The 24,396-nt window shown below is 55.7% G+C and carries 22 protein-coding genes; 2 read left to right on the forward strand and 20 right to left on the reverse strand.

Translation table 11 applies throughout. From position 1 onward, the window contains the following. Nucleotides 1-69: 69 nt before the first annotated feature. The 12 genes from cobA to B5E84_RS00770 all read right to left on the reverse strand — a co-directional run bounded on the left by cobA (nt 70) and on the right by B5E84_RS00770 (nt 14,706). The gene (gene cobA, locus B5E84_RS00715) at nt 70-1,590 is read right to left on the reverse strand and encodes a uroporphyrinogen-III C-methyltransferase (protein ID WP_087217757.1); all 1,521 of its coding nucleotides are present in this window, start codon (nt 1,588-1,590) and stop codon (nt 70-72) included. 520 nt (nt 1,591-2,110) lie between these two features. Beyond that, nucleotides 2,111-3,028 carry a hydroxymethylbilane synthase gene (hemC, locus tag B5E84_RS00720; protein ID WP_087218212.1) on the reverse strand — a complete coding sequence of 306 codons (918 nt, stop codon included), beginning with the start codon at nt 3,026-3,028 and terminating at the stop codon, nt 2,111-2,113. Next, entirely contained in the window at nt 3,028-3,675 is a 648-nt protein-coding gene (locus B5E84_RS00725) for a precorrin-2 dehydrogenase/sirohydrochlorin ferrochelatase family protein (protein WP_087217759.1), read from the reverse strand. Before B5E84_RS00725 ends, hemC begins: the two co-directional genes overlap by 1 nt. A gap of 3 nt (nt 3,676-3,678) precedes the next feature. Beyond that, nucleotides 3,679-4,845 (reverse strand): glutamyl-tRNA reductase, encoded by a 1,167-nt coding sequence (gene hemA, locus B5E84_RS00730; RefSeq protein ID WP_087217761.1) that lies wholly within the window; start codon nt 4,843-4,845, stop codon nt 3,679-3,681. Nucleotides 4,846-4,983: 138 nt separating this feature from the next. Continuing rightward, the gene (gene asrC / locus B5E84_RS00735) at nt 4,984-6,051 is read right to left on the reverse strand and encodes a sulfite reductase subunit C (RefSeq protein WP_087217763.1); all 1,068 of its coding nucleotides are present in this window, start codon (nt 6,049-6,051) and stop codon (nt 4,984-4,986) included. A gap of 17 nt (nt 6,052-6,068) precedes the next feature. Beyond that, complete coding sequence (gene asrB / locus B5E84_RS00740) at nt 6,069-6,860, reverse strand: anaerobic sulfite reductase subunit AsrB (protein ID WP_087217765.1); 792 nt, start codon at nt 6,858-6,860, stop codon at nt 6,069-6,071. An 18-nt stretch (nt 6,861-6,878) separates the two neighbouring features. Then, entirely contained in the window at nt 6,879-7,913 is a 1,035-nt protein-coding gene (gene asrA, locus B5E84_RS00745; RefSeq protein WP_087217767.1) for an anaerobic sulfite reductase subunit AsrA, read from the reverse strand. A gap of 60 nt (nt 7,914-7,973) precedes the next feature. After that, a complete protein-coding gene (locus tag B5E84_RS00750) occupies nt 7,974-9,857 on the reverse strand; it encodes an aryl-sulfate sulfotransferase (protein WP_087217769.1) in 1,884 nt (627 codons plus the stop codon). Nucleotides 9,858-10,004: 147 nt separating this feature from the next. Continuing rightward, the gene (locus B5E84_RS00755) at nt 10,005-11,876 is read right to left on the reverse strand and encodes an aryl-sulfate sulfotransferase (RefSeq protein WP_330374140.1); all 1,872 of its coding nucleotides are present in this window, start codon (nt 11,874-11,876) and stop codon (nt 10,005-10,007) included. Nucleotides 11,877-11,906: 30 nt separating this feature from the next. Beyond that, on the reverse strand, nt 11,907-12,218 hold the full coding sequence (locus B5E84_RS00760; protein WP_087217773.1) for a thioredoxin family protein: 312 nt from the start codon (nt 12,216-12,218) through the stop codon (nt 11,907-11,909). Nucleotides 12,219-12,270: 52 nt separating this feature from the next. After that, entirely contained in the window at nt 12,271-13,197 is a 927-nt protein-coding gene (locus B5E84_RS00765; protein ID WP_087217775.1) for an NAD(P)/FAD-dependent oxidoreductase, read from the reverse strand. 33 nt (nt 13,198-13,230) lie between these two features. Next, complete coding sequence (locus tag B5E84_RS00770; protein WP_242963199.1) at nt 13,231-14,706, reverse strand: SLC13 family permease; 1,476 nt, start codon at nt 14,704-14,706, stop codon at nt 13,231-13,233. Nucleotides 14,707-14,960: 254 nt separating this feature from the next. Here B5E84_RS00770 and B5E84_RS00775 point away from each other — a divergent pair, with 254 nt between their 5' ends. Both B5E84_RS00775 and B5E84_RS00780 read left to right on the forward strand, forming a co-directional pair. Next, nucleotides 14,961-15,623 carry a Crp/Fnr family transcriptional regulator gene (locus tag B5E84_RS00775; protein WP_087217777.1) on the forward strand — a complete coding sequence of 221 codons (663 nt, stop codon included), beginning with the start codon at nt 14,961-14,963 and terminating at the stop codon, nt 15,621-15,623. A gap of 107 nt (nt 15,624-15,730) precedes the next feature. Next, nucleotides 15,731-16,447, forward strand: a complete 717-nt coding sequence (locus B5E84_RS00780; protein ID WP_087217779.1) for a type I phosphoribosyltransferase — start codon at nt 15,731-15,733, stop codon at nt 16,445-16,447. A 219-nt stretch (nt 16,448-16,666) separates the two neighbouring features. Here B5E84_RS00780 and pepT read toward each other — a convergent pair whose 3' ends face one another. From pepT to B5E84_RS00820, 8 genes are all read right to left on the reverse strand, one after another. Continuing rightward, a complete protein-coding gene (gene pepT / locus B5E84_RS00785; protein ID WP_087217781.1) occupies nt 16,667-17,896 on the reverse strand; it encodes a peptidase T in 1,230 nt (409 codons plus the stop codon). 123 nt (nt 17,897-18,019) lie between these two features. Beyond that, nucleotides 18,020-18,550 carry a Holliday junction resolvase RecU gene (locus B5E84_RS00790; RefSeq protein WP_087217783.1) on the reverse strand — a complete coding sequence of 177 codons (531 nt, stop codon included), beginning with the start codon at nt 18,548-18,550 and terminating at the stop codon, nt 18,020-18,022. After that, nucleotides 18,550-19,518 (reverse strand): RluA family pseudouridine synthase, encoded by a 969-nt coding sequence (locus B5E84_RS00795; RefSeq protein WP_087217785.1) that lies wholly within the window; start codon nt 19,516-19,518, stop codon nt 18,550-18,552. The genes B5E84_RS00790 and B5E84_RS00795 overlap by 1 nt, the downstream gene beginning before the upstream one ends. A 27-nt stretch (nt 19,519-19,545) precedes the next feature. Continuing rightward, a complete protein-coding gene (locus B5E84_RS00800) occupies nt 19,546-20,118 on the reverse strand; it encodes an O-linked GlcNAc transferase-like protein (RefSeq protein WP_087217787.1) in 573 nt (190 codons plus the stop codon). A 1-nt stretch (nt 20,119) separates the two neighbouring features. After that, a complete protein-coding gene (locus B5E84_RS00805; protein WP_087217789.1) occupies nt 20,120-20,887 on the reverse strand; it encodes an SDR family NAD(P)-dependent oxidoreductase in 768 nt (255 codons plus the stop codon). Nucleotides 20,888-20,933: 46 nt separating this feature from the next. Further along, on the reverse strand, nt 20,934-22,973 hold the full coding sequence (locus B5E84_RS00810; protein ID WP_087217791.1) for a YgiQ family radical SAM protein: 2,040 nt from the start codon (nt 22,971-22,973) through the stop codon (nt 20,934-20,936). Next, entirely contained in the window at nt 22,970-23,668 is a 699-nt protein-coding gene (locus B5E84_RS00815) for an HAD family hydrolase (RefSeq protein WP_242963201.1), read from the reverse strand. The genes B5E84_RS00810 and B5E84_RS00815 overlap by 4 nt, the downstream gene beginning before the upstream one ends. Beyond that, the gene (locus tag B5E84_RS00820; RefSeq protein ID WP_087217793.1) at nt 23,665-24,390 is read right to left on the reverse strand and encodes a pseudouridine synthase; all 726 of its coding nucleotides are present in this window, start codon (nt 24,388-24,390) and stop codon (nt 23,665-23,667) included. The genes B5E84_RS00815 and B5E84_RS00820 overlap by 4 nt, the downstream gene beginning before the upstream one ends. Nucleotides 24,391-24,396 lie beyond the last annotated feature (6 nt).

Consider the following 24,396-nt stretch of genomic DNA (forward strand, 5'->3'; position numbering starts at 1 on the left):
ACCATGAAAGGTCAAAACACCTTTGACCCTCGTATCCTCATTATAACACAGCCCACCGGCAGGCGCACCCTAATTTCCCGCCACGTCCTTCAAAATCGCCGCTGTCATCCCGGGAATACTGAAGGTCTCCGCCACCACGTCCGCCCTTCGCCCTCTGGCGTTCAGAGCCTTCGCGGTCACGTCCCCGATGCAGACCACCCGCACCTGGTCCAGAGCCTTCCGCTCCCCCTCCGTCAGTCCGTCAAAAAAGGCCTCCACCCCTGACGCGCTGGCAAAGGTGAGATAATGGGAGGCTTTTAACGTCTCCTCCAGTCTCTCTTTTTCCCTCCAGGTTCCCTCCACATCGTAGAGCACCACGTCGTCATACCGGATTTTCGCCCGGTCCAGCGTTTCATTTAAAATGGGAGAACCGCCGGAAGAACGGGGAATCAAAAGCCAGTCCTCCGGCCCCGCGAGCTTTGCCAGCCCGGCAGCCAAATCCTCCACCTGATAGCGCTCCGGCACGTAATCCGCCAGGAATCCAAAGGTTTTTAACTCCCTGGCCGTCCCTTTTCCCACAGCCGCCAGTTTCATCCGGCCCAGGCTGCGGTGATCCCGTCCAGCGGCCAAAAGCCCCTCGAAAAACAGCCGCACCGCGTTGGCACTGGTAAACACCAGCCACGTATACCGCTCCAGGGACTGGTACGCCGCCGTCATCCCGGGGCTGTCCAGATGGGATTTTACCCCTAAGCCGCAGACCCGTTCCGCCTCGGCTCCCAGAGCCGTCAGGGAGGCCAGCAATTTTTCCGTAAACGCCGGCGTTCCCGTCACGCTTACCCGCACTCCGTCCAGGGGCCGTCTGACCGTAGCCCGGAAATCCAGAGAAACGGTCTCCCCCACCACAATAATGGCCGGCGTGCCGATTCCTGCCTCCGCCACCCGGTCCTCAATGTCTCCCAGGGTTCCTTTTACAAACCGCTCCTCCGGCAGCGTCCCATTTTCAATCACCGCCGCCGGCGTCTCAGCCGGTTTTCCCGCCTCCAGCAGGCCGGATACGATGGGATGGAGGTTTCCCAGGCCCATGAGGAACACCAGCGTCCCGGAAAGCCTGGCAAAGGCCGGAAAATCCGGCGGCAGCGTGCCGTCCTCCGACAAAGTGTGTCCCGTCATCACGTGGAAACTGCGGCTCATGGCCCGGTGGGTCACCGGAATGCCCGCATGAGCCGGGACTGCCACCGCGCTGGTCACACCAGGCACCACCTCGTAGGGGATTCCCGCCGCCTCAAGAGCCAGCACTTCCTCCCCGCCCCGTCCAAATACGAAGGGGTCTCCGCCTTTGAGGCGCACCACCGTCCTCCCGGCTGTTCCCAGCTCCACCAGCAGACGATTGATCTCCTCCTGTTTCATGGAATGCTGCCCGGCCCGTTTTCCCACATAGATCCGCTCCGCCTTCTCCGGCGCCAGCTCCAGCAGCTGGTCCGACGACAGGGAGTCATACACCACCGTATCACAGCGGTTCAGCCTGGCCATTCCCTTGGCGGTGATCAGACCAGGATCCCCCGGTCCCGCTCCCACCAGATAAACAGCGCCCACATTCTCCGTCGTTTTCATCCATAGCCTCCTTCGCTCTTTTAACCAAATAAACCAATTCACAGCTCCCGCCGGCTACCGCGCCCGTTCGCCCGCAAAACAGCAAGACTGCAAACTGCGAAACTGCGAACCACAAAACTGTAAACCGCGAAACTGTAAACCGTGAGCCTGCAAATCCATAGAACTGCAAACCCGTAAATTTCCGGAATTACCCTAATTATCAAAAAGGTAAGAAATTATTAAAATGCAGAAAATGTAAAGAAAATCGAGCACACCGAAATTACATTGAAATTTCATTTGCCAAAATAATCAAGAATATCAAGACTATTTAAAATATCAGAAATCCCCAGTAATTCCGAGATTCCAGAATTACTTAGATTTTCTATATTTCCTAAGCTTTCTATATTTCTGCATTATTCTTAATTATCTATATTTTCAAAATTATCTTTTATTTCCAATATATTTCAACATTTTTGCATTTCAACAATTCAATCTTATATTTCAACGTTTCAATCTATATTTCGATGATTCAATCTTTCTCTCACCCATCCAGCTCTCCGGCCGCCTGTACCGCCAGTTCCTCTGCCTGGGCCGCCGGTCCCGTCAGATGGGTCTTTCGCACCACGCCCTTGCGGCCGCAGATGCCAAAGAGCTCCATCTGCCCGTCCTCCAGAATCCGGGAAAACACGCCAATGGGCTCGTGGCAGCCGGCGTTCAAAAGCCGCAGCACCTTCCGCTCCGTGAGCAGGCAGAGACGGGCCTCCGGATCCTCCATGGCCCGGCAGGCCGTTTCCGCCCTCTCATCTCCTTCCCGGCCTTCCACCGCCAGGATGCCCTGGCCTCCCGCCGGGATAAAGGTCTCGCAGTCAAAAAAGTGGAACTGGAACTGGGGCAGGCTCCCGTCCAGAAATCCCAGCCGCTTTAAGCCGGCGGCCGCCAGCAAAATGCCGTCATAGCCCCCTTCCTCCAGCTTGCGCAGACGAGTATTTACATTTCCCCTGAGCATCTCGCAGCGAACGGCGGCTCCAGGCCACAGCTTAGGCCCTATGGCCTCGATCTGCACCTGCCGCCTGGGGCTGGAAGTACCGATGGCAATCTCCTTCTTCCCGGAAAGCTCCCGGCCTGCCACCGTCACCAGCACGTCCCGGGGATCCTCCCGTTCCGGCACAGCCACAATGGCCAGCCCCTCCGCCAGATCCATGGGCATATCCTTGGCGCTGTGGACAGCCAGGTCGATTTCCCCCTTGGCCAGCCCTTCCTCAAATTCCGATACAAAAACGCCTTTTCCGCCGAACTCCAGCAGCGGTTTTCCCAGAATTTTATCCCCCATGGTCTGGCGCAGCACCAGCTCCGTCCGAATGTCCGGACAGGCCTTTTCAATGGCGTCCGCCACCAGTTTCGTCTGGATCACCGCCAGATCACTTTTTCTCGTTCCAATGCGGATCACTCCACCTTCCATCATCTCTCCAGCCTCCTGCGTATCATTTCCTGCGCTTCCTCCCGGCTCAGACGGCAGCCACGGGCAATCCCCTCGTCCACCATGGCCCGGAACAGCTCCGTTCTCACGGAAATATCATCCACCTGCTCCTTCACCAGCTCCCGGTAGCTCCCCAGCTCCGCCGTCAGCTCCCCAAAGCCTTCAGGGATGGCCTCCCGGAACCGCCGTTTCAGGTACTGGGCGATGGTGGGGCTGCTGCCTCCGGTGGAAATTCCCACCGTAATATCCCCGTCCCGCACTAGGGCCGGAAAAATGAAACTGCACTCCGCCTGCACGTCCACCACGTTCACCGGCGTCTTACTCTCCCGGCAGAGGGCGGAAATGCGGTGATTCAGGACCTCGTCCTCCGTAGCTGCCACCACAAAGTCTGCCCCCTCCAGATCCCGGTCCTCAAATTTCCGGCAGATCAAGGTTAGAAAATCCCCCCGTCCTTCCTCCCGGAACCGTTTCTCCAGCTCTGTCAACTCCTCCTCCAGCTCCGGAGCTACCACCCGGATCCGGACTCCGTAATCTGCCAGCACCAGCACCTTCCGGTACGCCACGTTTCCGCCGCCGACGATCAGGCAGTCCTGCCCTTCTATGTCCACAAAAAATGGAAAATACGCCACTGTCTACTCCTCCCTCAGCCAGACCTCCAAGCCGTCCAGCGTCTTTAAAATCACCTTCAGTTCCTCGCTGCTCACATGATCCCGGATCTGAAACAGCACCGTGTCCAGCCGTTTTCCCGCAAACGCCTGCCGGATCTCGTCCATGCGGCGGATGTAGGGGTGAAACAGCACCTCCCGGATAGCCCCGTCCAGATCCTCCTCCATGATGGATCTGGCACGATCCAGCTCCTTTAATTTGATTTCCGTATTGTTTTTAGACAGCGTCTCAAAATAGTCGATGTCGTAGAGCGTCAGCCCCTCCAGTCCGCGGATGGCCGGATCCATATCAATGGGCACCGCCACGTCGATGAACAGCCGTTTCTTTCCCGTCCGCAGGGTCGGAGCCAGCTCGCTGGCCGTCACCGTGTAGTGGGGGCCGGAGGTGGCGCTGATCACAATGTCCATCTCGTCCATATACTGGTAGCGGTCTTTATAGCTTACCAGGCGCACCTGGTCGCTGCTTGACTCCATCAGGAACTGAGGCTTGTGGGCGCGGTAGGTCCCTGTCACCTGGATCCCCGGTTTGCTCAGAATGTTCTTCGTGATGGTGCTGCCCATCTTGCCGCTCATTCCAATGACCATCACCCGCTTTTCCTGATCCGCCCCCTCCTTCTTGAAGTGGAACACCTCGTTTGCCACCAATGTAGCGATGGAGAGAGGGGTGCTGGAGATCCGGGTGTCCGTCTTGATCCGCTTGGCAGCCGCCAGCGCCCGCTGAAACAGCACGTTTAACTCATAATCCGCCCCGTGGTTTTCCAGGGAAAGCTGGTAGGCGTCCCGCACCTGCCCCAGGATCTCATCCTCCCCCAGCACCATGGAATCAAAGCCGCAGCACACCTGAAACAGGTGACGGATAGCCCGGTCCCCGCTGTACAGGTTCAGATATTTTAACAGCTCCTTTAAGGGCAGCTCCTTAAATTCCGCCACCTCCCGCTGCAGCTCCCAGATGGCCTCCTTCGTTCCTGTAATATAGATCTCGCTCCGGTTGCAGGTGCAGAGCACCACACAGCCGGAAATCTCCTGATTTTCCTTTAGCCTGCGGATAAATTCCTTCTTCTCCTCATCCCCCATGGCAAACTGTTCCCGGATATTCACCGGCGCCTTCTTGTGGCTGACGCTGATACAGTACATACTTCCAAATCCCTTCCTAAATATCCCCGGCTGACGGCCGGATCCGCAGGTCTTCCCGCAGCCCCGTCCGTCAGCCGGGATACGCACAAAAAGAAGGGAGAAATTCCCTTCTTCTTGCGCATTTCCTGATGAAATCGTTTATTTCGCCTTCGGTGCGAAGGAATAACCTCTCTCGTCGCTGGGGCCTGCGAACTTGTGCTGGGACAGCGGCATTACGTGCATATTTCCTCTCTGCTCGTTCTCTGCCCAGTAGATGTCGTCCGCCATCTTTGCCTCCGGGTTGAACTCCACGCCCTCAAAGATGTGTTTCACGAACGCCTTGTAGCCCACGCGGTCGATCAGATGTCCGCCGTGTAAGTACTCCGGCTTGTAGTCCAGAGCCCATGCGGAGAACTTCTGCCAGTTGCCGAACATACCGAGAACTACATCCTCCGTTACCCAGTTTAAGAACAGCTTACCAGCACGGGGATTCTGCTTTCCAGTACGGCCGCCCAGAGTCACGCGGTATAACTGCTTGCCTCTGCTCCATGCGCCGGTGGGGCAGATCAGAGAACACTCACCGCAGCCTACGCAGCAGCAGGTATCCTTGTCGATCTTTCCGTTGGCATTCAGGCTCAGAACGCCGGTAGCGTGATGCTCACAGGCCTCTACACAGGAGCCGCATCCGATACAGCGGTCGATGTCGTAAACCTGCTTGTGAACGCCCATAACGCCGAAGTCGTTGAAGTTGCCCTTTACACAGTCGTTGGGGCATCCGGCCACAGCCACCTTGATGTGGTAGTGGGACGGGAACACCAGGCGCTCGATCTTTCTGGCCAGCTTGTAGGTGTTTACGTTGCCCTTGATGCAGTGGGCGTTACCGATACAGGACATGATGTTTCTGGCTCCGATGGTGGGATAGCCGGCGTCGTTCACTTCCATGTCAACGTCACACATCTCCACGTCTACGCCTTTGATGTAGTCCTTAATGAACTTGTTTACCTCGTCGATGTACTCGTATTTGATGCCAGGAGCGTTCAGGGTCTGTCTGGTTCCCATATGGAAGGTTCCGTTACCCCATCTCTGGCAGATCTCCTGGATCACGCTCAGGTATTTGGCGTCAATCAGGCCGCCCGGCACACGAAGCTGCAGCATGAACTCGCCTGCCACTTTAGACTGTCTGAAACAGTTAATCCGTACTTTCTTAATGTCGATATCGTGATTCATACTTCCATCCCCTTTCCTTAGTCAACCAGATATTTGGCCTGCGTGTAGTTGAATACCGGGCCATCCAGGCATACATAGACCTCGTCGATACGGCAGTGTCCGCACTTACCAACGGCACAGGACATCTTACGCTCGAAGGATACCCAAATCTTCTCCTCCTTGGCGCCGCACTTTACAGCCTCGATGCCGGTGAACTTCATCATTGGCGGCGGTCCAACGATTACAACCTCGTAGTCCTCGCCAAACTCATTAAACGGAACCTTGGAAACGAACTCCGTAACGAATCCCGTGTTCCAGCCTTCCTTCTGGTCTCTGTCCAGGGTGTAGTACGTGGTAAACTTCTCTTTCCATCTCTCAAGATCATTCTTGAAAATGATGCCGTCCTCGTTCTTGAAACCGCTGATCAGGGTTACGCTCTTTGCGTAGTCCGGATTCTCATAGAACATATTTAACATACTCTTTACCGGAGCCAGTCCAGTACCGCCGGTGATTACCACCATGTGCTTGCCCTGGAACTTCTCTACCGGCCAGCCGTGTCCGTAAGCGCCTCTTAAGAACAGAGTGTCGCCCGGTTTCTTCTGGAAGATGACGTCCGTAACCTTACCTACGGAACGGATGGTGAAATCCATCCAGCCGTCGCCATAACCGCTGACGGAGATCGGAGCCTCTCCAACCTTCGGGATGGAAAGCTGTAAGAACTGTCCGTGGGATGGCTTAATATCAGTTTCTACTTTAAATGTCCATTCATGGGAACTCTCTTTTTTCACCTCAAGGATCTTGCAAGCGACAGGTTTTACAATATTATTCATCTCTCAGTCCACCTCTCCCTATTTATTCTCTTCTGCTACGATCTCGTCGATTGCCTTAGCCATCTTCTCCACGGTAGCCGCGATGGAAATGTACTCCGGACATCTGTCAATACATCTGCCGCAGCCCACGCACATATCATAGTCCTTGAAACGGGCCTTGTAGTCGTGGAACTTGTGGAGCACTTTATAACGCATTCTGTCTCCAGCCGTGTTGCGGAAACTCATGCCGCCGGCCATATCGGTAAAGCCTTTGATCTGGCAGGATGCAGAGGTTCTCTTTCTCTCACCAACGCTGCCGTTCTCATTGTAGATGATGTCGGTGGTGGTGAAACAGGTACAGGTGCTGCAGGCGATGGTGCAGGCTCCGCAGGAGATGCAGCGCTTGTCATACTCTTTCCACATGGGATGAGATTTTAACTTTAAGAGAACGTCCTTGTTGGGGATCTCCGGAACGGTTACCTTTAACTCGTTCTCCTTTACGTAATCCGGCGTAAAGTCAGCAGCCTCTTTGCCCTCAAAGTAGGGAGCAAAATCTGCGTCCTTCACATCCAGGGTCAGCTCGCCCTCGCCGAACCGTACAGCCATGGAGTAGTCCTCAGACTTGTTGGTGCCCATGCTTACGCAGAAACAGGTATCCCAGCCGGTGGTGCACTCCATCATCACGATTTTTACTTTCTCGTTCATGCGCTTGTAGTACATATCCGTAAAGTCACCGTTGGAAAGGTAGATCTTCTCCTGATGGTGCTGTGCGTGAATGTCACAGGGACGCATGAAAATCAGCAGCTTTTTGCTGGTGGCCTTGCTCTCGATGAACTCGTCCTCAGTGAAGTAGAACAGAGACTCCGTGATCGGCGTAAGAACCTCTTTCGCCGGGAAATCGGACTTCTCCATGTACTCGATCTCCTCCACGGTGTTCACCTTGTCGTACTTGATCATGTCGGTATCGGAATATCTTCCTCTCCCTACGAATCTCTTTGGTGCCCAGATCTCGTATTCATCCTGGAGCTTTGCAAAGATTTTGTTCGCTTCTTCAAAGCTTACTTTGTAACCCATTGAGTGAATCCTCCTTTTTCTTCTAACTCCCTATGTTTGTTTGCTGACGCGGCACGTTTCTCAGAAGGTAATCTCTACCCCTGTGTCGTACTTCTTGTCGTCAACGGTAACGGTAACCTTGTAGGTTCCTTCAATGCCCTCAGCGCTTACGGGGAACTCCACCGCTCTGGCGTCATGCTCCAGGAACGTGCCGACGCACATCGCAAGGAACGGCCGTTTCGTGGTGGGCACGAAGTAGTGGCGGTCAGGCGCGCCGTTCTCTCCCTCCAGGTTTAACATTACCAGAGTGCCCTTCTCAAAGCTGGCCTTAAATACCAGACGGTCTGCCTCCTTGGCAAACTTCGCCTTGTACTCGTCCGGAATCATGCCGGCCTCCTCTGCCGGGGCCTCCGTTAAGAACTCCTCCGTCACGCCCAGGGATCCGAGGCGCTCGCCCTTTCCAAAGACAACCTCGTCCGCCTCGTCGTACAGGTGGAGCTTTTCTGCCCGGTAGTAGTTTGCCGGAAGGTGCATCTCGTAAAGCACCACATCATCCTTCACCTCAACGGTGATGGAATTTAAGAATACGGTGCCCTCGTCGATCTCCTTGGTCATGCCCGCCGCCGGGACATCCAGATGGTTGCCCTTGTCGTCGGTGGAAATGCCGCCGGAGTGTACCAGATAATGGCCGTTCTCGTAGTACTCGCAGTTGCAGATGTAGGGGGAGAAGAACTCCGCTCCTCTCTCTTTTCCGTACTGCCATACCTGCTCGATGGTCATATCCTCAGTGTTGATGCGGTAGATCACGCCCCGGGAGAAGTTGTCGTTCGCCGGAACGTAATTCTCCTTTACTTTGGAACGCCAGTGGCCGTTGTCAAAGCACATCACATCGCCGTTTGGCAGAATCATGCAGGCGTGCTGCTCATACTGCCAGTCGAAATCCCCATCCCCTACGGGCTTGAAGAAATACTTCTGCATATCCTCCGGCCAGCCGGTGGGATCGCCGATGATCCAGTTGAGCTTTCCGGTCTCGAAATCCCGGTTGATCATGATGTCCTGGTGACGGCCGGAGAAGGTCAGAGAATTGGTCTTCTTGTCGTACCAGACAGCGTTGTTGTGGAACCAGTCGTGGCCGTCCTGGCTGCCGGAGCCGCCTACGGGGTATACGGGAAGCACATCCTGGTGATCCCACTCCTTTAAGATCTGGCCCGTCTTTCTGTCCACAAGCACACAAGCATCCTCTACAGTACCACGGGGAAGATACTGAGTCAAGATTAAAATATCTCCATTCTCCATCTCCCACTCGTCGTGGTGGTAGCCGCCGGGGATGCGGAACTCCTTGTAAACCTTTCCGATCATGCCCATCTCATAGATTCCGCTGGTGTGATAAGGCGGAGCTACCAGACGGTCCGTACCCATGAGCAGATGCCCGTTTCTGGCTCTCTTGATGTCAAATGCCAGATTCAGGGTGTTGTACCAGCGGGCGTCTCCCGCATAGTCATAAGCAGCCGTGTAGGCCGGAGAGGTAGGGCTCACCATCATCACGAAATCCTGGAAATACTCCGAGGTGGTCTTCATGTAGGTGGGGGCCTTTAATTTATCGTCTGCCGGCTCTGTCTTGATGGTCAGGGTGATGCTCTCTCCCGTACTCAGCTCGATTACCACCGTATTCTCGTAGTCGGCATAGAGGCCGTAGATGGGAAGGACCATGTGAATGGAATCGCTGGCGGGACGGTACATCATGTCTCCGGCAGCCTCCTTGCCCTTTACCGTAACCTTCGCGAAGGCCGGTTTCTCATTCTCAAACATCACCAGAGCCGTCAGGGGGGCGATGAGATAGGGATTCAGTTTCACATAGGGATTGGCGATGGTGTGTTTTTCCTTCGCGTACTCCGCCAGAAACTCCTGCTCTGCCCGGTACTGCCGGTCGATGATATGTTCTACTTCTTTAAACAGAACTCCCATTGTTTCCTCCTAAACATTGCCCGGAAATCCAGGCACAAGTGGATTTCCGGGTATTTCCCGCGCCATGGGGAACCGCATCCCCCATGACGCGAATGTCTTCGGCATAAACGCGCTGCCGCACGCATTGTTCCGTATATCCTCCGGAAATTAGCAGGTGATCTGCACTCCGGTCTCATACTTCTTGTCGTCCACGATCACGCGAACATCGTAAGTACCCTTTAAGCCGGCTTTGTTAATGCTGGTTCTGGTGTTTCTCTCGTCGGAATCCAGGAAGGTTCCGCAGCACATTGCCAGGTGGGACACGGCGGTGGTGGAGATGAAGTATCTGTGCACCTCGTCGCCCTGCTCCAGCATCAGCATTACTAACTGGCCCTTCTCAAAGCGGGAGAAGAAGGTGAAACGGTCGATCTCGTCCTCGATTCTGGCGTTGCAGCTCTCCGGGAGCATCTCGCCGGAATTCTCTAACGGAATCTCCGTGTCAAACTCTTTGGTTACGCCCATGTGGCCCAGGATCTGGCCTTTGCCTAACTCCAGGTTGATGCCGTCGCTGTAGAGTTTCAGTTTCTCGCCTCTGTAGTAGTTGCCCGGTACGTGAAGGTCTAACATCTTCTTGTTGTCGCAGATCTCCACGGTGATGGACTCTAAGCGGCCGCCCTGATCCTTGGCGAACGCGCCGAGAGCCTCTGACGGATTGCCGTCCTGATCGTAAGCGATACCACCGGAGTGAACCATGTAGTGGCCCTCGTTGTAGTACTCTACGTTACAGATGTACGGGGAGAAGAACTCCGCGCCTCTGTCCTTGCCGTACTGCCATACCTGCTCGATGGTCATATCCTTGGTATTGATCTTATAGCGCACGCCTCTGGAGTAGCTGTCCTTTGCTGCGAAGAACTGATCTCTCTCCACCTCTTTGTGGCCATAGTGATGGTTGTCAAAGCACATCACGTCGCCGTTGGGGGTGATTACGTTTGCGTGCTGCTCGTACTGCCACTCGAAGTTGTTGCCGATGGGCTTGAAGAAGTACTTGTCCACCATCTCCTGGGGCCAGCCGGCGGGATCGCCGATGATCCAGTTGAGGGCTCCGGTCTCGTAATCAATGTTCACCATGGAGTCAATGTGACGTCCAGAGAAGGTTAAGGAGTTGGTGTTCTTGTCGTACCATACGGCGTTGTTGTGGAACCAGTCGTGTGCGGACCAGCTGCCGGAATGGCTTACGGTGTTGGGATCCAGGAAGTTCTTGTAATCCCAGGTTTTTAAAATCTCACCGGTGTTTCTGTCCAGGAGTACGCACATATCCTCTACGGTCTCGCTGCGCAGGTCCTCGGTCAGGCACAGGATGTTGCCGTCCTCCATCTCGAACTCATCGTGATGGTAGCCGCCGGGAACGCGGAACTCTTTGTAGATCTTTCCGCAGGGGCTGATCTCGTAAAGACCGGACATATAGTAGGGCATCTGGATCACGCGGCTGCTGCCCATGATCAGGTTGCCGTTCTTTAATCTCTTTACGTCGAATACGCAGGGAACATTCATATGCCATCTGGCATCTCCCGCATAGTCGAAGGCCACAGCCAGATCCTCTCCGGCCGGGGAAACCAGGATGACATTGTCCTGTAAATACTCCGGAGTGGTGTCCATGGAGTAGATCACCTGCTTGCCGTCAAATACATCCGGAACGTCGATGGTGATCACATTGGACTCTCCGCGGTAAGCGCGGATCTCCACCTTGTTGGAGTAATCGGAATAAAGTCCCACGATGGGAAGTACGTGCTTCTTTGCCGGCGGGAACGTATGTCCCATGTTGCCCTGAGGAGTTTTTCCGAGAACGGTTACGGTAACGGCTACCTCCTCCTCCGTGTTAAAGCACACCACTGCGGAAAGCGGGTTTACCAGATACGCGTTGTAAACAACCAGCGGATTCTGGATGGTGTAATTGCCTTCCTCAAACTGTTTGAGCATCGCCTCCTCGGCGGCTGCCTGTTTGTCGATCAGATGATCGTCAAATGAATACTTGACTGCCATTGTCATCACCCTCCTGTGAAATTTTTTGGCTTATTTATTGTCCTGAACCAGTTTAACGATCACCGGTTTCTGCTGCAGGCCCTGCAGTCTTCCAACCTCTGCGCCGTCCTTTAACAGAACGAGGGTCGGATAACCGGTCACGCCGTACTCGGCGGTCAGATCCTTATTCTGGTCAAAATCCACCTTTAAGATGGTCAGGTCATCGCCAAACTCCTTCTCCACATCCTTTAATACAAAGCTGAGCATTTTGCACGGCCCGCAGGTGGTGGAGAAGAAATCTGCCAGAACCAGGCCCTTATCGGCCAATTCCTTGAATTCTGCGCTGTTCACTTCTTTTAACATGAGTCATACTTCCTTTCTATGATGTTGCAATTTATGAGGGAGACCGAGAAGGTCAGCCCTCTAAATTCTGTACGTAGTGGGCTGCCTCCTGAGCGGCGATGGCTCCGTCGGCACAGGCGGTGATCACCTGGCGAAGGTTCTTCGTCACGCAGTCTCCTGCGGCGAATACGCCCTCCTTCTTCGTGTGCATCTTCTCGTCTACCTCGATATATCCGAACTTGTTGAGAAGGCCCGTATCCTTTAAATAGTCTGTGGTGGGGATCAGTCCGATGTACTCGAACACGCCGTCACAGGCCACGTGGTTCTCCTCGCCGGTCTTGGTGGACTTAAAGTGCACGCCAGTAAGCTTGTCCTCTCCCTCGAACTCCAGCACATCCTGGTAGGGGTAGATGGTCACCTTGTCCATAGCCCGCAGCTTGTCGCAGGCGATGGGATCTGCCGTCAGGTCGAACATGGTCACGATGGTCAGGCTCTTTACCATCTCGGACAAGTAGATGGACTCCTCCACCGCGGAGTTTCCGCCGCCGATGACTACCACGTCACGGTCGCGGTACTGAGCGCCGTCGCAGATGGCACACCAGCTGATGCCGTTGCCGCGGAACTTGTCCTCGCCGGGAACATTTAAGCAGCGGTGCTCCGTTCCCGTAGCCAGGATCAGGGCTTTGGCAGTGAACTCTTTGCCGTCCTCCACGCAGACAACGGTCTTCTCCGCTCCGTCCTCCCGGATCTCTTTTACGGTGCCGTAGTCGAAGGTGATGGACTCGAACTGCTGCGTGTGCTCAAACATCTGGAATGCCAGCTCCGCGCCATTGATGGTGCCGACGCCGGGATAGTTCTGAATCTCATTGGTATTGATAATCTGTCCGCCGGGAGCCAGCTTGTCCAAAAGCAGAACCTTCATGTCCGCTCTGGCCGCATAGATCGCCGCGGTCATGCCGGCAGGGCCGGCGCCTACGATAATTACGTCATACTGTGCCATAGAATCTATACTCCTTCCTAATACTACCTCTTATTACATAAGCATATTTGCCAGCGGGATACCGATGACCAGAGTGAGCACAAACTCGATGATGACCATGGGTGCCGTGTACTGGTATACGTACTTGGTGGGAACCCACTCCTTGTTGCTGTGCAGGATAGCTGCAAACGGAGACGCTGCCGGCGTAATCGCTGCGGACAGAAGTACGAACAGGATTAACAGGGTTACGATGGGTCTGGGATCTGCCCCGCTCTGGGTGCAGTAAGCCACCACTACAGGCTGCAGGATCATACCGATTACCAGGCTGTTGCTGACATTGGTCAGGATACCGGCTACCAGCAGCAGGAATACGATAAATACCGTAGCGCTCATGCCCGCAAAGAGCGGAGAAAGTACGGTGTTCAGGAACGCGGTCACGCCCGTCGCGTCGCTGGTCAGCACGTTTCCTAACAGGATGGCGGCCAGGATGATGAAGTAAGCGCCCCAGTTTACGTTGGAAGCCACAACCTTCGGCAGCTCCAGAGCCGGCTTTCCGTCGATCTGGATGGCGGCCAGGGTCGCTACTGCGAAGATACAGAGACCGTAGCTGTTGTCAGCCAGGAAGGCCATTCCCGGAAGGGACGGAACCAGGCTGGGGAACATCAGGCAGAGCACCAGCAGGAAGAATCCAGTGGCGATCACCTTCTGACGCGCATCCATGGGCGGCAACGGGTTCTTATTTAAGATTTCCACATCGTAGTTCTTTAACTTCGCCACATCCGGACGGATCACAAACTTCGCGTACATCACATTCGCGGTCAGCAGGATCATACCAAGGATAATGGCTACTGCCATGTAAGAGGCATTGTTTACAACTACGGGACCATCCGGCAGGTTCGCGGTGATGGTAGCGAAGTTGGACAGAAGGGCCAGGCCGTTCTGCATATAGGGAGCCATGGGGAATCCGATCAGGGCGGATACCACTACCAGAGTCAGGAATACCCTTGGGAAAGCGTCCCCTTTCTTATATCCAAGCTCATCAAAAATATCGTAGAGGATCGGCCAGAACAGGAAAATAGCCGTAAAGCAGTTGATGAAACCGGCAATCAGGTAAGCGCCCAGGCATACTACGAATACCAGGAGCCAGGGCTTGCCGTTGGTGAATTTTCTGGTGAGGAAGAATCTTCCTATGTAAAGGGTAATCTTGTAATAAACGAGAGAACCGGACATGATCATCAGGAAGAATACCTGCTGCGTAACTGCAGAACCGAAGGCTTCCTTGATGACGCCGGACATGGGCATATAGTCAGAAAAGCCAAGCATGGCTACGGACATCAGGCTCCCCCACGCGGGATCCACAAACGTCCAGAGATACAGGGTACCGATAAAGATACCTACCACTTGCATACCAACCGGAGTCACTTCCGGAAGATTGAGCGGCAAATAGCGGAAAAAGAGCATAATCGCTACGCCGATGATGGAATGAATCACTGTCATTCTGCTTTTTTTGTCTGTTGTTGATTTAGACACGTTACTTCTCCCCCTTATTAGGCATATTTTTGTTAATTTAATAACAAATGAGGTAATAATATGTACTAACCAGAAAAATTCCGACCAGCTCATATACGTCAATAATACCATAAATCTGGTAAGAAAAATATAACATAAGTTATTTCTTTGTACTTTTTTTGTGGTTTTTTTCACAAGTCTGTGGTATAAATAATATAGGAAGTCCAAAGGGCACACAGCCCTTTGGAGGAATACAAAAGTCAAGAGGTATCTGCATGAACGAACCATTTCTTGAGACCCTGTCCGCCTACGGGGCAAAGATCCACGTGGACAAGGGATTTTATCTGAACATTAAGCACAGCTCCTCCTCTCCCGGTTTTTTTTATCTGCTGGACGAGGGAATCTGCGCGCTCACCAGCATCACCAATAAAGGGGAGGAAACGGTCTATCTGTACTTCTATCCCCGGCGGCTGATCGGTTTCAACCAGCTGCTCATGGACCGTTCCCAGAACCACCCTCTGGAATTTTCCATCGTCACCAGGACGCCCTGCACCCTGCACCGTTTCAGCTACGACGTCTTTCAGAACCTGATGAGAAACTCCCCCGGTTTCGGGTCCTTTCTCATGCAGACGCTGGCGGACAATTATTATGAAGTCCTGGTGCACTTTCACCGGAGGATGGAGGAATCGGCGGTGGCGGGGCTGTGCCGCCTGCTGCTGGACGTGGCCCAGCCGTCAGACGGGGTTCTCATCGTGCCCCGGTTCTTCACCTACGCGGAGCTGGCCAAGTATCTGGGCACCCACTCCGTCACCGTATCCAGGATTATGGCAAAAATGAAACAGCTGGGATACATGGCCAAGGACAACCGGGGAATCATTTTAAAACAGCCGGAGGCCCTGCGGGAGTTTCTGAAGGGGGACAAGGAACTAAATTATTGAAAAATTAAAAAACTTAACCTTTGTTATAGTATTTTAGCTGATTTTCTACTATACTATAAAAAAGTAGGCAGATTTTTGCCGGATAAACAAAGAGGAGGAAATGAATTATGAGCATGGAAAACGCAATCAAAATATATGCCAAGGACAATGACAAGCTGGCATTAAAGGTGACAAAGGGACATTTCTCGTCTGACCGGTTCCACGTAAACTATTACATTGATATGTCCTCCCTCAAGATGCGCCAGTCCAGCGCGGTGGCTGTGGCAAAGGCCATGGTGAAAAAGTACGTAAACCGCGTGGAGCTTTCCAAGTCCTTCGGCGTAAGCGAGGAAATGCTGCAGTACTCCAAGGCATTCGCTACCAAACGGACCATTGATACCGTAATCTGCATGGATGGCTGCGAGGTGATCGGCGCTTACGTGGCTCAGGAGCTCTCCAGCATGGGATTCAGCACCACCAACGCCCACAAGACCAGCTACATCATCACCCCGGAGTTTGACTCTGCCGGCCAGATGGTGGTTCGGGAGAACATCAAGCCCATGTTAAAGGACAAGCACGTTTTAGTCGTTCTGGCCACGGCTATGTCCGGCCACACCATTGAAAAGAGCCTTCGCTGCATCGAGTCCTACGGCGGAATCGTGGAGGGCATCTCCGTAATCTTCGGCGTGGTAAACGAGATCGAGGGCCATCCGGTAAACGCGGTGTTCAGCGTAGAGGACATTCCGGACTTCCGTCTCTCCGACCCGAAGGACTGCCCGGACTGCAAGAACCACGTAAAGATGGACGCCATCATCAACAGCTACGGCTACACGCCTCTTGACTAAATGGGCTGAGCCGGAAAGCGAAGTTTCCTGAAAAGAAAAATAGGGCGCGCTACAGCGCCTATCCTGATGGAGGCTTTTGTGTCATCATAGGGAACGCCGTTTCCGATGACGCAAAAAACGAGCCCTGCGGAATTGGTTTCATCCCATTCCGCAGGGCTTTTTCTCTGTCCGTTTTTACTTTCTGATGTCCGGGACTGTTTTCTGGTGTCTGGGACCGCGCTACTCTCCCATGGCCGCGAATTTCTCCACGATGCGCACCAGCAGGTTCGCCGTCTGCTCCAGGGAGCGGACGCTGATAAATTCGTACTTCCCATGGCTGTTTTCTCCCCCGGTGCAGAGGTTGGGGCAGGGAAGTCCCATATAGGAGAGATGACAGCCGTCGGTGCCGCCGCGGATGGGGATCACCTGGGGCGTGATGGAGAGCTCCTCCATGGCCTCTTTCGCCAGGTCGACGAGATACATATGGGGAAGGATTTTCTCCTTCATATTATAATATCTGTCTGTCAATTCCAGGCGGACGGTGCCGGCGCCGTATTTGGCGTTTAAGTAGTCGGCTACACGGGTCAGATAGGCCTTCTTCTCCTCAAATTTCTCCCTGTCGTGATCCCGCACGAGGTAGTCCAAGAAGGCGTCTTCCACCTCTCCGCTCATGTGATTTAAGTGGTAAAAGCCCTCGTACCCTTCCGTGTACTCCGGCCGCTCCGCCGGGGGCAGCATGGAGTGGAACTCATAGGCCAGCAGGATGGCGTTCTTTAATTTCCCCTTGGCAGAGCCGGGATGGATGCTGGAGCCTTTTACATAGACCTTGGCGGAGGCGGCGTTGAAGTTTTCGTACTCCAGCTCGCCCAGGGCGCCGCCGTCCACGGTGTAGGCCACATCGGCCCCGAATCCGGCCACGTCGAAAAAGTCGGTGCCCCGGCCCACCTCCTCGTCAGGGGTAAAGCCCAGACGGATGGTGCCGTGGGGGATCTCCGGGTGGGTGAGCAGGTGCTCCGCCATGGCCATGATCTCCGCAATGCCGGCCTTGTCATCCGCTCCCAGCAGGGTGGTGCCGTCGGTGACGATCAGATCTTCTCCCAGATAGTTTTTCAGCCTGGGGAACTCCACCGGGCTCATAACCACGCCGGCCGCCTCGTTTAACAGGATGTCGCCTCCGTCGTAGCAGCTCACGATGCGGGGATTCACCCCTTTTCCGGAGACTACAGGGGCCGTGTCCATATGGGCCACAAAGCCCAGGGTGGGCACCGCCTTGTCCGTGGTGGCGGGGATGGTGCCGTAAACGTAGCAGTGACCGTCTACCCGGGCATCGGATATGCCCATGGCCTTCATCTCCTCCACCAGGAGGTTTGCCAGGTCAAACTGCACGTTCGTGCTGGGGACGGGCTCCTGTCCTTCCTCAGAGCGGGTGTCAATGGTTACATATTTCAGGAATTTTTCCGTAGCGTTCATGGTATCTGTCTCCTTTCGCCGGTTCACCGGCTTTTATTTCTACCCCGGAGTTTCGTTTTCCGGGACGCAAAGGCTCCCGCGGGGGCGCGTTTCGACTGGGGGAATGCGGTTTCCGCCCCGTCCTTACCTTTCCTCCAGATCCCTCTGGATTCCCTCCAGGTAGTGGACCAGCATATCCCGGTGGGCGCGGACGCGGTAGCTTTTGTCCACCTCGTCGTAGGTAAAGCTCTTTCTGCCCCCCTGCTCCATCCTGGTCCAGAACCGGTAAATGTGGGAAAAGGGCATATAGTAGATCTCATCCCGCTTTGTGTAGTGGATCAGGAGAAAGGCCACGCCGCCCTGGGACTCAAATTCTTTCATAAATTCCATCTGGTGGGGGTGCACGTTCTGGAGGGGAAAGGTGTTTTCCGCGCACTCCTTGGCGTCAAAGCAGACGGGAATCCCCTGGACGGCCCCGATATAATCCACCGTACTTTTCTGGCCAAAGTAGGCCAGGGTGATGTGGCGGTTTTTCTTGTCGATCTCGATGGGGGTGATGGGGGTGGGGATCTTCTGAATCAGGGCCAGATGCTTTTCCCGGTAGCAGTCGTTGGTGTGGTTGATAAGCTCCTCCAGGGTGGAGCCCCGAAGGCCCCTGGTGCTCCAGGTGCCCATTACAGGTTCTCTCCCTTCATCACCCGCAGAAAATCTCCCGGAAGGGGGGCGGTAAAGGACCGGCCTGCCAGGCCGGCGCAGGGTTCCGCCACCGTCTCCGGCATCACCAGTTTCCAGGAGTGCAGCAGCTGAGTGGAAATGTGGTATCTCTGCTTTGCCTCCCGGTTGCAGGCGGGATCGCCGTACTTCGGGTCTCCCAGGATGGGATGGCCGATGGAGGCTAAATGGGCGCGAATCTGATGGGAGCGGCCGGTAATCAGGGTCACCTGCAGCCTGGTGTAGTCCGTCCCCACCGCCAGGGGGATATACTCCGTCTCGATGGGCAGGCTGTCCGGCACCGGATCCCGGAATACGGAAACCTGGTTGGTCTGCTCATTCTTCCGCAGGTAGCCGCGGACGCGGCAGGGCGTCTCCACCCGTCCCTTCACGATGCACTGGTAATATTTGTGAAGGCTGCGGTCCCTCAAAACAGCGCTCATGGCCTGAAGGCCGCCCAGGCTCTTTCCAGCGATGACGATGCCGCTGGTGTTCCGGTCCAGGCGGTTGCACACCGAGGGGCGGAAAGTGCGGAGCAGCTCCTCCGTCAGCGCCCCGCTCTCCAGCAGGTAGGCAATCAGGTATTCCACCAGGGACTCGTCCGTTTCCTCCGCCTTCTGGGACAGCATTCCGCAGGGCTTGTTGATGAAAAGGACGTTCTCGTCCTCGTAGAGGATGTCCAGGGTCTGCTTTTTTACAGCGGGGACCTCTGTTTTGGAAAATTTCTCAATGGTCTCGTCGGAGAGAAACAGCCGGATCTGATCTCCCTCCTCCAGCTTTTCCGAGCCGTCGCACCGTTTTCCGTTCAGGGTGATGTTTTTCTTGCGGATCATTTTATAGATAAAGCCTTTTCCGGCCTGATTTAAGTATTTGGCCAGGAGCTTGTCCAGGCGCTGTCCGGCCTCATTTTTTGTCACGGTCAGTAATTTCATCGCTCTCCTCCTCTCCCCCTTTTTCTGTTACATGGAAAGCTGTTTTAGCAGCTCCAGGGTGTAGTCCACACTCCCGTCGTCCTCGTACTCCGCCATGGGCTTTAAGCTGTCCAGCCGCTGAAAGAAGGCCCTCTCGTCCTGAATCATGTGGACGTGGGGATCCAGGCGGTGGGTGGTGAACATATCGTTTAAAAATTTCTCCGCCAGTCTGGCGTTTACCTTCGGGGAGGTGCAGTAGAGGTAGACGCCGGTGGGGTGGACCGCCGCCGCGTCCACAGGCATTACCGCCTCCCTGGAGGTGAGAATCAGGTCGTAAAGCACGGGATACCGGGCCTCGTAAGGGTTCACCCGGTCGTAAAAGGCCTTCGGGGGCGTCTTGTATCTCCACGCCGCCAGCAGGGGGGACGCCACGTTGGCCGTGGGCAGGACGGATAAGATGGCCATGACGGTGAGAATGTTCTTCATGGCCTGCTGCTCCGTCAGCCCTCTGGCCCCCAGCTGCGCCAGGATCATGGCCAGTCCGAACAGGACTTCCCCCACCTGGACGCTCCGGTGGTAGGCCCGGTATCCGTACTCTCCTTTTTTTCTTCTGTGTTTCATGTCAGTCTCCTTGCAGATGTTCCATCACGGTCAGCATCAGGCCGTGGGGCAGGATTTTGGAAAGCAGGAAAAATGCTTTCATCAGCGGGCCGTATACCGATACGGCCTTTCCCGCGGCGCTGTCCCGCACCGCCAGGGCCGCCACCCGTTTGGGGCTTGCCATGGCCAGGCGTTTGTAGAGGGGGATGGTGCCGGTGGTCTCAGCGATGCGGAAAAACTCCGTCCGCACCGGGCCGGGACAGACGGCGGTCACCCGGATGCCCCGGGGCTTTAACTCGCTGTTTAAGGCGCGGCTGTAGCTGAGCACAAAGGCTTTCGTGGCCGCGTAAACGGCAAACCCGGGCTGGGGCAGAAAGGCCGCTGCGGAGGCAAACTGGATGATGCGGCCGTTTTTCGCCATGTAGGGCAGCACCAGGTGGGTGACGGCGCAGAGGGCCTCACAGTTTAAGGCCACCATGCCCGTCTCCTCCTCCAGGTCCACCTTGCCCACAGGGCCGATCTTTCCGTAGCCGGAGGCGTTTACCAAAAACACCACCTCCGGGTTCCGTTTCTCCAGCTCCTTTCTCAGGCGGTAAAGGGCGGCCTCCTTCGTCAGATCCAGGGGCAGGATGCGCAAGGGTACGGGAACCCGCCCCTTTAACTCCACTAACCGCTCCTCTCTCCTGGCGATCACCCAGATTTCTCCCAGTTTTCCATACCGGTCTCCCAGCTGAAGGACCATCTCCCGGCCAAGGCCGGAGGAAGCTCCCGTTACGATCGCTATTTTCATACAAACGCTCCTTTCCAGGCGCCGCGGTCCGCGGCGGTTACACGTGCTATTTCTTTGCCTTCCTGTGTACGTTGCGAATGGTCTTTTTCTTTGGCCGGGCAGCCGCGGACGGCACCCCGCTCTGCTGGCTCCTGGCTCCGTTCCTGCCCTGTGCCCCATAGGTTCCCCCTCCGCTCTGGGTCAGGCGGCCGCCGGTTCTGCCCTGGGAGGGACGGCCGGTGCGCCCGTTTCCTCCCGCGGCCTTTCCTTTGCTCCAGGAAACAGCCTCCGCCCCTCTCCGCTCCCCGGCCAGCTGCCTGGGCCGGATGAGGCATTTTTTGTCAAAGCCGATCAGGTCCGTGCGGCCCGCTTTGTGAAGGGCCTCGGAGACCAGGTCGTAGTTTTTCGGGTTGCGGTACTGGATCAGGGCCCGCTGCATGGCCTTCTCGTGGGGATTGGTGGGCACATACACCTCCTCCATGGTCCTGGGATCCAGGCCTGTGTAGTACATACAGGTGGAAATGGTGGAGGGGGTGGGATAGAAATCCTGCACCTGCTCCGGCATATATCCCAGATCCCGCAGATACTCCGCCAGCTCAATGGCCTCTTTTAAGGAGGAGCCGGGATGGGAGGACATGAGGTAGGGCACCAGATACTGCTTTAAGCCCAGGCGCTGGTTCATCCGGTTGTACTCGTCCACAAACTGGCGGTACACCTTGTTCTCCGGCTTGCCCATCTTTGACAGGACGGCGTCGGCCACGTGCTCCGGGGCCACTTTCAGCTGGCCGCTCACGTGGTACTGGCACAGCTCTTTCAGGAACTGGCGGCTCTTGTCCGCCAGCAGATAGTCAAACCGGATGCCGGAGCGGATAAACACCTTTTTCACCCTAGGGATCTCCCGCAGCCGTTTTAACAGCAGCAGGTAGTCGCTGTGATCCGCGTTTAAGTTCTTGCAGGGCTGGGGAAAGAGGCACTGCTTGTTGGGACAGGCCCCCTTGGTGAGCTGCTTTTCACAGGCCGGGAACCGGAAGTTGGCGGTAGGGCCGCCCACGTCGTGAATATAGCCTTTAAAGTCCGGCTCCTTCGTCAGGTTCGTGGCCTCCTCCACCAGGGAATCATGGCTGCGGACCTGGATGATCCGGCCCTGATGGAAGGTGAGGGCGCAGAAACTGCAGGAGCCAAAGCAGCCCCGGTTGCTGATAAGGCTGAATTTCACCTCCCGGATGGCGGGGATGCCGCCGGCCTCCTCGTAGCAGGGGTGATAATTCCTCATGTAGGGAAGGCCGTACACCTCGTCCATCTCCTCCGTGGTCAGAGGCTTGGAGGGCGGGTTCTGCACCACATAGCCCCGCTCGTAGGGCTCCACCAGCCGTTTGCCAGTGAAGGGATCGGTGTTGCAGTACTGGATGTAAAAGCTCTCCGCGTATTTTCTCTTATGGTCCCGGATCTCCTCAAAGGAGGGGAGCAGACGGTAGTCGTAGACGGATTCCAGATCCTTCGTCTTGTACACGGTCCCGTCGATGAAGGTGATGTCCTTCACCGCGATCCCCGCGTTTAAGGCGTCGGCGATCTCCACGATGGAGTGCTCTCCCATCCCGTAGGAGATTAAATCCGCCTGGGAATCCAGGAGGATGGACCGTTTCATTTTATTGGACCAGTAGTCGTAGTGGCCCAGGCGGCGCAGGCTGGCCTCGATGCCGCCGATGATCACGGGCACGTCCGGGTAGGTGCGCCGGATTAAATTTCCGTAGACCACAGTGGCGTAGTCCGGCCGTTTCCCCATCTCTCCGCCGGGGGTGTAGGCATCCTGACTTCTTCTCTTTTTGGAAACGGAATAGTGGTTTACCATGGAATCCATATTTCCGCCGGACACCAGAAAGCCAAGCCTTGGCCGTCCCAGGCGGGCGATGCTCTCCGGGTCCTTCCAGTCCGGCTGGGCGATCATCCCCACCCGGTAGCCTTTGGACTCCAGCAGGCGGGTGATGATGGCCGCCCCGAAGGAGGGATGGTCCACGTAGGCGTCCCCGCTCACGTAGACGAAATCACACTGGTCCCAGCCCCGTTTTTCCATATCCTCTCTGCAGATCGGCAGGTAATCGTGTATCATGAAGGTTCTCCTTTATCGTCAAATTGATCTCCTGTTCCAAACAGGTCCAGAAAGCTGTGGATGTGGCAGTCCGCCAACCGGTTCTTCTCCTCCGCCATGTGAGCGGAAAATTCATCGTCCACGGCCACCACGGTCATCCCGGCGGCTTTTCCCGCCTGAATGCCGGCGGGCACGTCCTCAAAGACGGCACAGTCCTCCGGCCGCACGCCCAGATCCTCTGCCACCTTTAAATAGATGTCGGGAGCCGGTTTTCCCGCCGCCACCTCGCAGGCGGTGGTCACCTGGTCAAAATAGCCGCTAATGTCTAAGGAATCCAGGACGGCGTCCACCATGTCCCGCCCGTTGCTGGTGGCGATGCCCATGCGGATGCCCCGGTCCTTGGCCCAGGAGAGGAATCTTCTGGCCCCTTCTTTTAGGGGCACCTCATTTTTATACTTTTCCAGGGACATTTCCACCCAGTCCTGTTTGATGGCCTCCACCGGGCGGTCCAGGCCGAACCGCTCTTTAAAATAAACAGCCGTCTCCGTAAAGCTCATGCCCTCGATCACCTTCTGCAGATCCTCCGGGCAGGCCAGGCCGAAACGGCCCAGATATTCGATGTCAATGGCCTTCCACATCCACATGGAGTCCACCAGGGTGCCGTCCAGGTCAAAAAGAAAGGCCTTTTTTTCTCTCAGTTGATCCATTGTCGTCATGATCTCGTCAGTTCCTCCAGTTCCTGTTCTGTGAGCGGCCGGTACTCTCCGGGCCGCAGGCTCTCATCCAGCACAAGACTGCCCATGGAGAGCCGTTTCAAGTAAGTGACGGGGCAGCCGATCATTTCCATCATCCGCTTGACCTGATGGAATTTTCCCTCCCTAAGGGTCAGGCGGGCCTCTCCGCCCGTCTCCGTCCGCTCCCCCGGCTCAAAATCCGCCGGCAGGCAGCGGGTTCCGTCCTCCAGCACCATCCCCTCACGGAAACGTCCGCAAACGTCCTCCGGGAGACGGCCCTCATAGCGGAGGTAATATACCTTGTCCACGTGCTTTTTCGGGGACAGGAGGCGGTGGGCCAGCGCCCCGTCGCTGGTGATCAGAAGCAGGCCCTCCGTGTCTAAGTCCAGACGGCCCACGGGAAAGAGGTCCTTTCTCCGTTTCTCTCCGATTAAGTCTAACACTGTGGGGTAGCGGCCGTCCTCCGTGGCGGAAACCACCCCCGCCGGCTTGTTTAACATATAGTATTCCACCGCCTGATAGGGGATCACCGCCCCGTCCAGGGCGATGGTATCGGCGGCGGGGTCGATTTTCCCATCCGCTTTTTTTACGGGGACCCCGTTGACGGTGAGGCGGCCTTTTCTGGCGGCCTCCTTGGCCTGGGTCCTTGTGAGCGCCGTCATCTCCGTGAGGAAACGGTCCAGGCGCATGGTTTTTTCTGCCATATGGAT

This window comes from Lachnoclostridium sp. An14, from assembly GCF_002160755.1.
Lineage (GTDB): Bacteria > Bacillota > Clostridia > Lachnospirales > Lachnospiraceae > Lachnoclostridium_A.

What these genes read in the sequence shown, in the direction of transcription:
- B5E84_RS00820 (WP_087217793.1), bottom strand. Translation starts at nt 24,390, where the DNA reads ATGGCAGAAAAAACCATGCGCCTGGACCGTTTCCTCACGGAGATGACG.
- B5E84_RS00790 (WP_087217783.1), bottom strand. Translation starts at nt 18,550, where the DNA reads ATGGGCACCTGGAGCACCAGGGGCCTTCGGGGCTCCACCCTGGAGGAG.
- B5E84_RS00750 (WP_087217769.1), bottom strand. Translation starts at nt 9,857, where the DNA reads ATGGGAGTTCTGTTTAAAGAAGTAGAACATATCATCGACCGGCAGTAC.
- pepT (WP_087217781.1), bottom strand. Translation starts at nt 17,896, where the DNA reads ATGAACGCTACGGAAAAATTCCTGAAATATGTAACCATTGACACCCGC.
- hemA (WP_087217761.1), bottom strand. Translation starts at nt 4,845, where the DNA reads ATGTACTGTATCAGCGTCAGCCACAAGAAGGCGCCGGTGAATATCCGG.
- B5E84_RS00755 (WP_330374140.1), bottom strand. Translation starts at nt 11,876, where the DNA reads ATGGCAGTCAAGTATTCATTTGACGATCATCTGATCGACAAACAGGCA.
- B5E84_RS00765 (WP_087217775.1), bottom strand. Translation starts at nt 13,197, where the DNA reads ATGGCACAGTATGACGTAATTATCGTAGGCGCCGGCCCTGCCGGCATG.
- asrB (WP_087217765.1), bottom strand. Translation starts at nt 6,860, where the DNA reads ATGAATAATATTGTAAAACCTGTCGCTTGCAAGATCCTTGAGGTGAAA.
- B5E84_RS00795 (WP_087217785.1), bottom strand. Translation starts at nt 19,518, where the DNA reads ATGAAATTACTGACCGTGACAAAAAATGAGGCCGGACAGCGCCTGGAC.
- B5E84_RS00760 (WP_087217773.1), bottom strand. Translation starts at nt 12,218, where the DNA reads ATGTTAAAAGAAGTGAACAGCGCAGAATTCAAGGAATTGGCCGATAAG.
- asrC (WP_087217763.1), bottom strand. Translation starts at nt 6,051, where the DNA reads ATGAATCACGATATCGACATTAAGAAAGTACGGATTAACTGTTTCAGA.
- asrA (WP_087217767.1), bottom strand. Translation starts at nt 7,913, where the DNA reads ATGGGTTACAAAGTAAGCTTTGAAGAAGCGAACAAAATCTTTGCAAAG.
- B5E84_RS00775 (WP_087217777.1), top strand. Translation starts at nt 14,961, where the DNA reads ATGAACGAACCATTTCTTGAGACCCTGTCCGCCTACGGGGCAAAGATC.
- hemC (WP_087218212.1), bottom strand. Translation starts at nt 3,028, where the DNA reads ATGGAAGGTGGAGTGATCCGCATTGGAACGAGAAAAAGTGATCTGGCG.
- B5E84_RS00810 (WP_087217791.1), bottom strand. Translation starts at nt 22,973, where the DNA reads ATGATACACGATTACCTGCCGATCTGCAGAGAGGATATGGAAAAACGG.
- B5E84_RS00805 (WP_087217789.1), bottom strand. Translation starts at nt 20,887, where the DNA reads ATGAAAATAGCGATCGTAACGGGAGCTTCCTCCGGCCTTGGCCGGGAG.
- cobA (WP_087217757.1), bottom strand. Translation starts at nt 1,590, where the DNA reads ATGAAAACGACGGAGAATGTGGGCGCTGTTTATCTGGTGGGAGCGGGA.
- B5E84_RS00815 (WP_242963201.1), bottom strand. Translation starts at nt 23,668, where the DNA reads ATGACGACAATGGATCAACTGAGAGAAAAAAAGGCCTTTCTTTTTGAC.
- B5E84_RS00780 (WP_087217779.1), top strand. Translation starts at nt 15,731, where the DNA reads ATGAGCATGGAAAACGCAATCAAAATATATGCCAAGGACAATGACAAG.
- B5E84_RS00800 (WP_087217787.1), bottom strand. Translation starts at nt 20,118, where the DNA reads ATGAAACACAGAAGAAAAAAAGGAGAGTACGGATACCGGGCCTACCAC.